10 protein-coding genes are annotated in these 12,682 nt (G+C 51.8%); 4 read left to right on the top strand and 6 right to left on the bottom strand.

Translation table 11 applies throughout. The features are described from left to right. Positions 1–1,046: NAD(P)(+) transhydrogenase (Re/Si-specific) subunit beta (locus C7382_RS02590; protein WP_165815110.1), on the top strand; the 1,046-nt coding region annotated here is incomplete at its 5' end. A gap of 80 nt (positions 1,047–1,126) precedes the next feature. On the opposite strand, the gene lpxZ is transcribed toward C7382_RS02590, so the two are convergent. From lpxZ to C7382_RS02575, 3 genes are read right to left on the bottom strand one after another with little or no spacing between them, the layout of a single operon-like run. Next, complete coding sequence (gene lpxZ / locus C7382_RS02585; protein WP_116678749.1) at positions 1,127–2,311, bottom strand: lipid A deacylase; 1,185 nt, start codon at positions 2,309–2,311, stop codon at positions 1,127–1,129. Then, a complete protein-coding gene (locus C7382_RS02580; RefSeq protein WP_116678748.1) occupies positions 2,308–3,288 on the bottom strand; it encodes an SPFH domain-containing protein in 981 nt (326 codons plus the stop codon). The genes lpxZ and C7382_RS02580 overlap by 4 nt, the downstream gene beginning before the upstream one ends. Positions 3,289–3,317: 29 nt before the next feature. Continuing rightward, positions 3,318–3,776, bottom strand: a complete 459-nt coding sequence (locus tag C7382_RS02575) for an NfeD family protein (protein ID WP_116678747.1) — start codon at positions 3,774–3,776, stop codon at positions 3,318–3,320. A gap of 179 nt (positions 3,777–3,955) precedes the next feature. On the opposite strand from C7382_RS02575, the gene C7382_RS02570 reads away from it, so the two are divergent. Continuing rightward, positions 3,956–6,586, top strand: coding sequence for a DUF5686 and carboxypeptidase-like regulatory domain-containing protein (locus C7382_RS02570; RefSeq protein ID WP_116678746.1), 2,631 nt, complete (start codon positions 3,956–3,958; stop codon positions 6,584–6,586). A gap of 106 nt (positions 6,587–6,692) precedes the next feature. Here the strand turns inward: C7382_RS02570 and megL are convergent, their stop codons facing one another. The 3 genes from megL to C7382_RS02555 form a co-directional block, all read right to left on the bottom strand. Further along, positions 6,693–7,895 carry a methionine gamma-lyase gene (gene megL / locus C7382_RS02565; protein ID WP_116678745.1) on the bottom strand — a complete coding sequence of 401 codons (1,203 nt, stop codon included), beginning with the start codon at positions 7,893–7,895 and terminating at the stop codon, positions 6,693–6,695. Positions 7,896–8,894: 999 nt separating this feature from the next. Then, the gene (locus C7382_RS02560; protein ID WP_243405634.1) at positions 8,895–10,364 is read right to left on the bottom strand and encodes a purple acid phosphatase family protein; all 1,470 of its coding nucleotides are present in this window, start codon (positions 10,362–10,364) and stop codon (positions 8,895–8,897) included. 3 nt (positions 10,365–10,367) lie between these two features. Beyond that, on the bottom strand, positions 10,368–10,943 hold the full coding sequence (locus C7382_RS02555) for a hypothetical protein (protein WP_243405633.1): 576 nt from the start codon (positions 10,941–10,943) through the stop codon (positions 10,368–10,370). A 102-nt stretch (positions 10,944–11,045) separates the two neighbouring features. Here C7382_RS02555 and yihA point away from each other — a divergent pair, with 102 nt between their 5' ends. Then, complete coding sequence (gene yihA, locus C7382_RS02550) at positions 11,046–11,645, top strand: ribosome biogenesis GTP-binding protein YihA/YsxC (RefSeq protein WP_116678744.1); 600 nt, start codon at positions 11,046–11,048, stop codon at positions 11,643–11,645. An 8-nt stretch (positions 11,646–11,653) separates the two neighbouring features. Next, positions 11,654–12,682: a UDP-glucose 4-epimerase GalE gene (galE, locus tag C7382_RS02545; protein WP_116678743.1), complete on the top strand. Its 1,029-nt coding sequence runs from the start codon at positions 11,654–11,656 to the stop codon at positions 12,680–12,682.

The following is a 12,682-nucleotide window of genomic DNA, read 5'->3' as shown; positions in this document are numbered from 1 at the left end:
CCGGAAGCGTGCTACGCGAGGCCAAGCGTGTGATCATCGTTCCGGGTTACGGTATGGCGCTTGCTCAGGCACAACACCAAGTGCGCCAACTTGCCGATAAGCTCACCGCCAATGGCACGGATGTTCGCTACGCCATCCACCCCGTTGCAGGACGTATGCCGGGACACATGAACGTATTGCTGTGCGAAGCTGACGTGCCATACGAACTGCTCTACGAAATGGATGCCATCAACGACGACTTTGCCAAAGCAGATGCCGTGTTGGTGATCGGTGCCAACGACGTATTGAATCCCGCTGCCCGCGATGCAGAAGGCACTCCGATATATGGAATGCCCGTGCTGAATGTGGATCAAGCTCCAGAGGTCATCATCTGTAACTTCGACCTCAAGCCAGGTTATGCAGGTGTGGAGAATCCGCTCTACTCTCGTGAAGGGGTGTTCATGATGCTGGGTGACGCCAAAGAGTCTCTAACAGAGATTATGAAGCAGATGGAAACAACAACTGCTACTGCGACTCCTGCAGCAGCTCCCTCACAGGCACAGAAGACAGTCGGAAGCGTGCTACGCGAGGCCAAGCGTGTGATCATCGTTCCGGGTTACGGTATGGCGCTTGCTCAGGCACAACACCAAGTGCGCCAACTTGCCGATAAGCTCACCGCCAATGGCACGGATGTTCGCTACGCCATCCACCCCGTTGCAGGACGTATGCCGGGACACATGAACGTATTGCTGTGCGAAGCTGACGTGCCATACGAACTGCTCTACGAAATGGATGCCATCAACGACGACTTTGCCAAAGCAGATGCCGTGTTGGTGATCGGTGCCAACGACGTATTGAATCCCGCTGCCCGCGATGCAGAAGGCACTCCGATATATGGAATGCCCGTGCTGAATGTGGATCAAGCTCCAGAGGTCATCATCTGTAACTTCGACTTGAAACCCGGTTATGCAGGTGTGGAGAATCCGCTCTACTCTCGTGAAGGGGTGTTCATGATGCTGGGTGACGCCAAAGAGTCTCTGACAGAGATTATGAAGCAGATGGAGTAAGCCTTCCCGAATCCTACTAAAAGCGCTGCCCGCAAGACGAGTGTCTCGCGGGCAGCTTTTTTATATCCTGACGGCAGATGTCAAAGCACCGCAATGAGGAAAGACGGGCTGATACGCATGGTAAGCTCCAAGGCGTGGCTCATAGTCCAGCTGTCAGCAGGGTGGAACCAAACGTGCGCTTCTGCGGAGAGTGCGACAGCCTGTCCGAAGCGATGCGAATAGCCGCCGTAGAGGCGGACATAGTCAGCAGATCGATTGGCTGTCGGTTTCATACCGAATGTGAGTGCGTTGGCAAACGGGGATGCAAACGGGGAGACATACTGATAGCCGTGCCAATAGTCCGAACGGAAGGAGAAATGCTCCAATTCGAGTCCGAGCGATCCGTAAACGCCTACACCCCGTTCATAAGGGAAGTGACCACCGGAGGATAGCGCGGCAAGCGCATAAACAGATCCCCAAAAGATCGTAGGCTTCTGTGAGAAGGGGCGATAAGAGAGTCGAAGCCCTCCCGCAGCATTCATCCACGTGTGTACAGTATCTTGTTGCGCCCAATTGTACTCACCGCCGCGATGAGTAGCGATGGCATGAACAGGCAGTTCCAACTGCCACCTCTCACCAGAATGAAGACGCGTCACCGTGGAGACACCGAAGGTAAAAGCTTCCTGATGGCGATCATTCTTGAAGATCATACTCATCCAATTGACCCATGCATCCATTCGGAAGCGCTGCCAATCCCCTCTGAATTGCACACCCATCTCAGGATCTGCCGTCAGATCCAACTCGGGATTGTATATGGGCTCAACCAACTCGTGGGCGGAACCTCCGACAAGCGTGCCGAGAGTCAGCTCGGTGGCGGGTGACGGCTTGAGAGTGGCTTGGACGTGTGGCAGTAGGCGGAGCCGTACGTAATCGCCATGATCGGTCCAATAGGGCAAGTCGGCGTAAGCCACCCCCGCGGGGTAGCGACTGGCACCCCAGTAGCGGAGCGTCGATAGACCGAGAGAGAGACGTACACCGCTCGCTGCGGGCAGCGTGTAAGCAGCGAAAGCTGTAACGCGCGCACCAGGAAGTGTATACCCCTTCTGGTAGCGCGCATCATACTCGTTGTTTCGAAAGAAAACAGCGGACCGGACGCCGACAGACAGCTCGTTCGGACGGATGGTAACGGTGTCGAGACGCTCCCCGATCCGTTCATAATGATGCTGCCCACTGAGGACAGCAGGCAGCAACATCGTTATACTGATCAGCAGGGTGACGATCCTCATTCCTTTACCAAATCTTTGATTCCACCAAGAGCTCCGAGCATTCCTGTCGCTTCGAATGGGAGGTAAACAGTCTTGGCTTGGTTACCCTTGTTAATGTCTTTGAGCGTCTCGATGTATTGCATGGCAATCAAATACTGCGTTGGATTGGCACCACTGCCTGCAACAGCCTCGCTGATCTGGCGAATTGCTTCCGCCTCAGCTTTAGCTACGAGAATCTTCGATTCGGCCTCTGCCTTAGCACGCAGTATCTTAGCCTGCTTCTCGCCCTCTGCGTGATTGATCGATTCTTGCATCTTTCCTTCCGATTCGCGTATCAAAGCCTCGCGTTGGCCTTCTGCCTGAAGGATTTGCGCACGCTTGTCACGTTCGGCACGCATTTGTTTTTCCATTGCGTCGCGGATGTCACGCGGAGGATTGATGTCCTGCAGCTCGACGCGATTGACCTTCACGCCCCACTTATTAGTCGCCTCGTCGAGGATCTCTCTGAGCTTGCTATTGATAGTATCGCGACTCGTGAGCGTTTGGTCCAAATCCATCTCGCCGATCACATTACGAAGACTCGTCTGTGTCAACTTTTCGATGGCGTCCGGCAGATTCGAAATTTCATACATCGCACGCATAGGATCAACGATTTGGAAATAGAGAATGGCGTTGATTTCGGTGACGACGTTGTCACGCGTGATCACACTCTGTCTCGCAAAGTCGTAGACCGTCTCGCGCAGATCAATCCTAACATCCTCCTTGAGTTGGACGATCGTCTGGCCGTTGGCCAATGTGTACGATACGCGCTTGCGAATCGCCCGCGGCTTGTCAATAAAGGGGATAATGATGCTGACGCCCGAACTGAGCGTGCGATAATACTTACCCAGTCGTTCGATGATCATAGTCTCGGATTGTTGGACGATCTTCAGCCCGTTGGCAATGATCGAGATAACGAGGAGGACAAGTACCCCCAGAATGATTACAGTAGAAGTCATGTTTTTTAAGTTGTATGATAGTGTTATTACTAATTCGCAGAGACAGGCTGTACATAGAGCACGATACTCTCGTAGGATACAATTTCCACACGCGTTCCCTGAGCAATGGTAATGCCTGTCGCAGAACGTGCCGTCCACACATCTCCATCAACAGCCACCCGTCCACGATCGGTTGAGGGATCGATAGTCTCTGTAACCAATACTTGACGACCAACGAGTGCATCGGCTCCCGTGGGCACGTGTGGCACAGCACGCTCGGCACGCTTCTGCATGAAGGGGCGTAGCAACAGGAGCGAAAGTACGGATACCACTAAAAAGACGATGGTCTGCCACACAATAGAAAGACCGATGGCAGCAGGTATGATAGCGGCCAAGGCACCTATCCCGAGACATGCGAGCAAGAAACCGGGGGTAAAAATTTCGAGGACTAAGAGCAGCAGACCAGCAACGAGCCATAACTGCCAAGGGGAGAGTGATTCGATGATCATATTCGTCAGACTTAAAGAATTAAATATGCCGATAACAAAAGCCCATTGATATGAGTCTATGCCAACATCACAAAGATAGGAAAAAGTAGGATTTAATCACCCGATAATACGCACAATCAACAGGAAATATCCTTGCTCTTTTGCTATCTTCGCACACATTAATTAATAACATCAATCTGATGAAGAAATCATTAGTTCTCATTTCCCGATTGCTGATCCTATTACTTGTCGTTATTGCATCCTCTCTCGCAGCCGTGGCACAAACCGTCATCAGCGGCACGGTCGTCTCCGACGAGACCGGAGAGAAAGTCCCCTATGCGTCGGTCTATGTCGCCGAGACGAGGAGCGGCGTCATCGCCGACGAAGAGGGCCGCTTCATCCTCAGACTGCGTGCCGGCTCCTATAATATAGAGATTCGCTCCATGGGTTACGTTACCCGCAAGGTGTCACTCCACGTCGCCGACCGCAACGAACGCATCACCTACCGACTACAGACGGCCGCACAGGATCTTGACGAGGTACAAGTGGTGGGACGCCTCCGTAAGGAAGATCCTGCCTACTCCATTATGCGTCAGCTCGTAGCCCGCACACCGGTCTATGAGCATATGGCACAGCATTACACGGCAGAGGTCTATACCAAAGGCTCCATCATGCCCGAAAAAATTCCCTTCTGGATGGCGGGAATAAGCAATGAAGGCATAAAAATCAAAGAATATCTCGGGAAACGCTACGTCATCGAGAGCCACATCGGCCTCACCTACGACCACCCACAAAAATACGTACAGATCGTCCGCGCCACGCGCTCGTCGGTACCCGAAGAGATGAAGAACGACAGCTCGGCTTACATGAGCGTCATCGCTACCAATATATATAGTCGCAACTTCGGCGGGGGAGACGCCACCGGTATGACGAACCCTATCCGTTATGAAGGTCTCGGTGTCTATAATTATAAACTCGAGAGTACCACCACCGAGGCAGGACGCAAGCAATATCGCATCAGCTATCGCAGCAAGTCGGGCAGCGACATCTCAGGAGAGATAGTCGTGGCAGATGGTACGTGGACCGTCTCCTCATTCCGTCGAGACGTGACGACGAGCAACGTCAAACAGTCCATGAGCATATCACTCCACGACGTCCAAGACGGGCTGTACCTCCCCACCACCTACACCATCGAAGCCGACCTCGACATGATGGGCTTCAAGCTAAATATGCGTTATTATTCGGCACTCGAATACACCCAAGTGCGCATCAACGAGTCCGTAGCTTTCGGCTATCAGATACCCAAAGACATGCACTTCTCCACCACGCGCGAGGCAAGGCGCCATGCCCGTGTCGTAGAGTCGCAAGTGGATACGCTCGGCTATCACTATGCCGATCGCTATCGTCTCCCCGATCCGTGGGTGCGCCCCGAGATGAAGTTCGATTCGCTCGCTCTCAAGCGCGACTCCTCCTACTGGCAGGGTGTGGTCACCGTGCCGCTATCCGAAGACGAACAACACAGCTACGCAGTGCGCGACAGTCTGGCAGCCGCTCTCGAGCGCAAGCGCAATCCCCTCTTCGGCAGCGACAGCACACACACTGGCAGTGGCAAGCTCATCCGAACACTCCTCGTGGGCAGAAACGTCAAGATAGGCAAGAACACCGTGCTGGGCATGGACGGACTTCTGCGTGGAGCCCTCCATGACTACCGCTATACGGACGGACTGTGGATGGGACAGCGGCTCTACTTCAGCCACAAGTTTGCACGCGGCGTGGACTGGACTATCCGCCCATCAGTGGACTACACCACGCACCGCCGCAAGGTCTATTGGGAAGCGCGTTCCCTCCTGCGCTACGCTCCGCTCGCTCGCGGACAGTTCTTGATAAGGGCAGGCAGACATAGTGCTGACCTCGCCGGGCCCTACGAGAGCACTGACTCACGTATGCAAACATTCATCACCACCATTTCAGACGGTCGCGGTACGCTCAAACTATACGACAAGACATACCTGCATCTCACCAACGAAGTGGACATTCACCCGATGGTACAGCTTGTGCTCGCCGCCGAGGTGCGACGCAGCGCGCCCCTCGACGAGCAGAGCATCTGGGGTATATCCAAGCGCTCGCTCTCACTCAGCCCCGCCGTCTGGGGAGCGAAGGCGCCCGACTTTCTGGGCTATGAGATGCCCGAGCATCGGAGCCTCACGGTCGGCGGCGCCCTGGTCATCAACCCCGCGCCCTTCTATCGTCTCGATCGCGACGGGCGCAAGCGACACGACGATGCCACATTCCGCGCACCCGTCTTCACCCTCTTCTACATGCAGGCACTACCGGCAGGCGGACGCTTCGACAGCGACTATGCCTATGGCGAGCTCTCCGTCAAGCACGGACTGCGCCCCACCCCGCTGCACACCATCACTTATAAGCTGACGGCTGGTGCATACTTTAGTCGGAAACGCATCCACCTCGACGAGGAACGCTACATCAAAGCAGACAATGCCTTCTATCTCCTCGGCGATGCCATCAGCACACAGATGGAGAGCCTCCCGCCCTACAGCTATGCCGACCGCCGTTTCCTCATGGCCCTTACCTCGTGGCAGTTTCCCTCACCGATACCGAACGTCCTCGGCGGCGGCGTATTTGGCCCCGCAAGGAGTGCGCTCCACCTCAACGGCTACTGGGCGGCCGACAAGACTGCCCGACCCTACTTCGAGGTGGGTGTCACGCACGGCTCCATGTCGCAAGTAGGCATCTTCTTCGGCGGATACAATTTCTATAAAGACTACGGTCTCATGTTCCGCTACACGATCGCCCTCCCGCGTTTCCGCTAAGCGCGCTCCAGAGGATGTCCTCTTTCCACGCAAAAAAAGAGCGTGCCCCAACTCACATCGGGGCACGCTCAAAGAACAATTGAAAATCAATGAAGAAAAGGTCGCGTCAAATGAGGGTGTCGAGACCCTGCTTGAGATCGGCAATAATGTCTTCTACATCTTCCAAACCTACCGACAGACGTACGAGTCCTTCCGATATGTCGCTGGCTGCCCGTTCCTCCGGTGTATAAGGTGAATGCGTCATGCTGGCAGGATGCTGAATCAGCGTTTCGGTATCTCCCAGGCTAACGGCTAACGAACACATATGGAGGGCGTTCATCAACTTCTTACCGGCTTCGCATCCGCCTTTGACTTCGAACGCAATCATCGCACCGGGGAGTGACATCTGCTTACGAGCAAGCTCATACTGCGGGAAGCTCGGCAAACCGGGGAAATAAACAGCTTCAACAGCGGGGTGTGACTCCAAGAATTCCGCTACGGCCTGTGCATTGCGGCAGTGTTGCTCCATACGGATCTGGAGAGTCTTCATACCACGGCTGATCAGGTAAGCATCGAACGGACTCATATTGGCACCGGTGAGATCCTTTATACCGACGAGCTTGACCTCCTTAATGTAGTCTTCTTTACCTACCACAAATCCTGCGATCACATCTCCGTGGCCGTTGAGGTATTTCGTAGCACTGTGGACTACGATATCTGCACCGAGTTCCAACGGACGACAGATGTAGGGAGTACAATAAGTATTATCGACCATAACACGAATCTCAGGATTCTTCTTATGCACCCTGTCGCAGACTTCCTTGATGTCAGTTATATACATATTTGGATTCGCAGGCGTTTCTAAATAAACGAGCTTCGTATTGGGACGGATGGCGGCCTCTACCTCTTCCGGATTACGCGCATCAACCAACGTAAGCTCGACTCCGTAGCGGCTGAGACCGTGTGTCAAATATGCGAATGTGCAGCCGTAAAGCGTCTTACCGGCTACGATGTGATCACCGGCCTTGACGCAAACCCAGATAGCCGAACTGATGGCACCGATACCCGATGCAGCCGATGCAGCAGCTTCACCACCCTCGAGGAGGGCCAATTTCTCCTCCACCTGAGTACAGTTGGGATTTCCGAGACGAGTATAAATATAACCGTCTTCTTCGCCGGCAAAGCGACGACCACCCTGCTCGGCAGAGTCGAATACGAAAGTAGAGGTTTGATAGATGGGCGTGGCGAGGCAGCCGAAAGCATTCTTAATGGCGCCTCCGTGAATGGCGCGCGTGGCAAAACCACTACGCATGAGGTCTTCTTTTTTCATTTTTTACTTAGTTATAAGGCGGAGCGAACCAGTCAGAAATGCCCAAGGAGCACATCTTTATGGAGTTTCCGTAGTTATGGCAACGAAGGTAGTGAAAAGTTGTCGGTGTCTTACATTCAGCATAAGAATCTGCTACAATTGCATTTGGTTTTTTCCACATGGATACGAAAAGGCATAGTAAGAGTCCGAAATCTATGATGCTTCCTTGTTTTTCCGGTGGGTTTAAGTTCCTATGTGCATACCGCAAAAACTCTTAACGAGTGTTTCCGGATGCAAATAATCATGAAGGTTTCCTCCAAATCTCTTCGTTCATTTCTCTGCTTTTTAGGTGCCCAAAAAGTTTTCAACACCGAATACTTGTTTAGATTTATTCCAAATAAGCAGACTTTTAGAGATCTCTGACAAACCAAAAGAAAGCCCAAAAACATGATTACAACAGTTAGGCTCTGATATTTAGGGAGCTGAGAGATAAACTTTATAATTCTTACTTTCAATCTTTATAAAGATCGTTTGTAACAATTACGATGTTGGAGATAAACATTATAAAGTTTACATCTCAAAAGCCTAATTATTGCAAGCCCCGAAAGGTCTATTTGGGCAAAAAAAAATGAAGCACCCGTTGTGTTCGGCTTCGAACACAACGGGTGCTTAATGCTTTTTGCTATGACTGTATGGGAACTTACCGCATGCGATTCATCGTTAGTGAACAACAACTATTAACAGTTTGGGCTGTAATAGCTCCGACACTGCATCCCGAAGGACGGAAAAAAGGAATAAGGCAGAGAGATCCCGGCCAACCTTGTACATGAGTTTCTTATTCATCATTGCTTCCATTTACCACATATTACATTTGGATTTGTCGGTCGGCATGCTCTGACATTCAGTTATTTACACATGGCAGCACTACCATCCGGCTCACAAAGGTAACAAAAGTGAGCCACGCACCGACCTAACTCCAATTGCTGATTTCTATGCAATAGTCCGCAAAAACGAACAAATCTAAAGTTTGGATCTTCTTTTGAGCACCTCCTCATGGTAACGATCGCGCTTCTTATGCCCTTTCTTCGTGTCAGGGAAAGCATCGAAAGCAAAAATCTCACCCCAATCCTTTGCGTTATCTTGTACGACGGTCTTACCATTGATCTTACGCAGCAGCAGATCATCGTAGGGATTGTTGTCGAAAGTAGTGGAGCGATAACGCAGCTCCGTCGGAGTCACGTGCAACGTCTGGTAGAGGAACAACCCCGAGCCGATGCGGTCGTGCACGTCGGAGAAACCATTCCTGTAATGCTTGGGAGAGGCGCTACTGATGATATAGACAGGCGTCGTCTTCTCGCCATTCTCACTCTTGGTGCTAATGCGCGAATAGGCGTGGTCATGTCCTTGCAAGACCATGTCAGCTCCGCCTTCTTCCAATATGGATCGGAAGCAATAGCGCATCACAGGATTCATCCGCCCTTGACGTACCGAATAAACACCGTGGTGGAACATGACGATCTTCCACGGCTGAACGGCAGTATCGAGAGCATCCTTCAGCCACGAGCGGTGCTTGACGATGGAAGCAGGCCATTGAATATCGTTCGAGTCCATGACGATCAAACGCATGTGGGGGAAGTCGATAAAGTAAGAGCGACGACTAAAACCTTTGGGACCGTTATCGGGGTAATTGTACTGAGGTACCCAACGCGAGTCGAGCGTCCGATTAAGGCCTTTAATGTATTCATGATTGCCTGTAGCTGCAACCACAGGCACCGTTGCCGTCCAATCTCCGATGGCCTGATACCACACATTCCAATAATAATCTGTGGCCCCCTCGATCTGATCTCCCCCGAGTGCGAGGAAGTCGGGACGAGGATAGCGAGAGCGCAGAGAGTGCAGCAGGGCATCCGTACCACCACCTCCTGGGTCTTGGACGTCTCCGATGTAGATAAAATCGGTGGCAGCTGTACTATCAGGAATGCAGAATTGATACCAAGGCGAGGTGTTCGAACCGGTCTTCACACGATATGTATAGTTTCGACCTGCTTTCAGACCGTTGATCTCGGCATGGTAATAGTAGTTACGACCTGCCCGCGTCACCACTTCCTGCCCGACAGCCGGCAACTCCACTAATGCAGTGTCCGCACACAGGCTGTCAATACATCTATAGTCTAACCAGGCATCTTGCAAAAGCGTATCACAACGCCAATTAACGACACGCTGCGTCAGGAAATCCTCGCCCGGCGTGATCGTCAGCCTGTCGATACCTTGCGGAACGACATAGGCAGATTCAGGAGGCGAAACGAACCAAGCTCTGTAACGAGTCGCCCCCCACCCCCCGAGAGCAAGCAGCAAAACAAGTGCAATGATCCATCCCCTTCGTCTGCGAGAACCTCGCCTGCTCCGAGAGTATCCTCGACGAGAGTGGCGACGGCTAAACTTACGGTTTCTGGAGCGATAATATGGATTTGATCGTTTCTTTTTCATCATAATCTACACTTGATTAGGTTCAGATGATTCAGAAGGAGAAGGCGTGGACTTGATAACACCATTCACTGTAATCGGTTGCAAGGAACGCAAACGAGCCTCCGCACGATCATAGGCTATCGATTTATTCTTGAGCGCAATCTCCAGATTGGCATTCTGTCGCGCCAGACGCACCCACTCTCGCACACCACGTACTGACAGTCCCACAGCTATTGCGGCTACTGCACTAATGAAGCCGGTACCGTAAAAAGGCAAGCTGTCTGGCACTGTACCGGGTATAGTCCACAGCCAAGCGCGATGGAAAACTATCGGCAATATCATGGCGATAGCAGCCAGGCCCAACGATAAAACGACGTAGGGTCGGTAGAGGTGTCTGCGGATCATCGAAGGCGCTATCAAATAGTAATTGGCATAATAGACTGCGATGATGTATGCATCCACTACCCAGACGGAATAGTAAGCCGATGGTTGGGACCAAAAAGAGAGCGTGTCGGAGTGGATATTCTCAAGAAATAAGCTTTGCACTACGATAAGCAGAAGCCAAACGAGGCAATAGATAAGGGCGGTGAGCGATTTGTTCATATTATTTGATTGGAGCTAAACCCATAAAAGAAAGCTATCTTTGTCAATCACAAAGATATAATTATAATTATCAAACGACAGTCCGCCTATCAAAACAAACCAATGGAAATAAAGAAAGCAGCATTTGTCATTAGTAACACCGATGTGCGGAAATGTCCCACCGGGCAATTACCCGAATATGCCTTTATCGGACGATCCAATGTAGGGAAGTCATCTCTCATCAATATGCTGACGGGACAGAAAGGATTGGCGATGACCTCTCAGAAACCCGGCAAGACACAGCTCATCAATCATTTTATCATAGATGATTCGTGGTATCTGGTCGATCTACCCGGCTATGGATATGCCCGCCTGGGGGCATCGAACAGAGAATCGCTACGGAGGATCATTGAGACCTATATCCTCATGCGCGAACAGCTCTCCAATCTATTCGTCCTGATCGATTGCAGACATGAACCACAAAAGATCGATGTGGAATTTCTCAGTTGGTTGGGAGAGAACGGTATCCCTTTCAGTATCGTCTTCACCAAAGCAGATAAACTATCCTATAGTCGCCTGCGCGAAAATGTAGAAGCCTATCAGCAGAAGCTGTTGGAGACTTGGGAAGAACTTCCGCCGATTTTCGTCACCTCATCGGAGAAAAAAAACGGTCGGGAAGAATTGCTCGATTACATTGATTCTATCAATAAAAGCCTTTATTAAAACCTCACATGAAACAAACTATTCTCGTCACCGGAGGTACCGGTTACATTGGTTCGCACACGACAGTCGAATTGCAACAAGCCGGCTACCATGTAGTCAGCGTCGATAACTTCTCTAACTCCAATGCCGCCGTACTCGATGGCATCGAAAAGATTACCGGCATCCGCCCCGACTTTTACGAAGCCGACTGCAATGATATGCCGGCCATGGAGCATATATTCGCTTCCCACCCCGATATTGTTGGCGTAATTCATTTTGCAGCCAGCAAAGCGGTGGGCGAATCGGTGCAGAAGCCACTGAAGTATTACCGCAACAACATCCTCTCGCTCCTCAACCTGCTTGAACTGATGGCTCGATTTGGCACACGGGGCATCGTCTTTTCCTCCTCTTGCACAGTCTATGGACAGCCCGATGTACTGCCCGTAACGGAGGATGCTCCTATCCAAGAGGCTATTTCGCCCTATGGTAATACAAAGCAGATCAACGAAGAGATTATCCGCGATGCCATTCATGCTGGTGCGGGATATAAAGCGATCTTGCTACGCTATTTCAATCCCATCGGGGCACATCCATCCGCTCATATCGGCGAACTACCCATCGGCGTACCTCAGAATCTCATTCCTTACCTGACACAGACTGCTGCCGGCATCAGGGCGGAGCTGAGTGTCTTTGGTGACGACTACAATACACCCGACGGCTCTTGTATCCGTGACTATATATATGTGGTCGATCTGGCTAAAGCACACGTTGCAGCCATTCGCCGCATGCTTTGTGCGGAGACGAATAGCGATGCGCTCGAAGTGTTCAACATCGGCACCGGTGCAGGAGTAAGTGTGCTGGAGCTAATCAACACCTTTGAAAAGGTAACGGGTGTATCCGTACCACATCGGATCGTAGGACGACGAGAAGGCGACATCGAGCAAGTATGGGCCGATCCGCGCAAAGCTAATGAGGTTTTGGGCTGGAAGGCCGAAGAGACTCTCTCGAATACACTGCTGAGCGCATGGCGCTGGCAACAGCATCTGTCGGATCGATAG

The organism is Porphyromonas loveana, assembly GCF_003096695.1.
Classification (GTDB): domain Bacteria; phylum Bacteroidota; class Bacteroidia; order Bacteroidales; family Porphyromonadaceae; genus Porphyromonas; species Porphyromonas loveana.
Note: the sequence above shows the minus strand (reverse complement) of the source record. Positions and strands in the feature narration are given on the sequence as shown.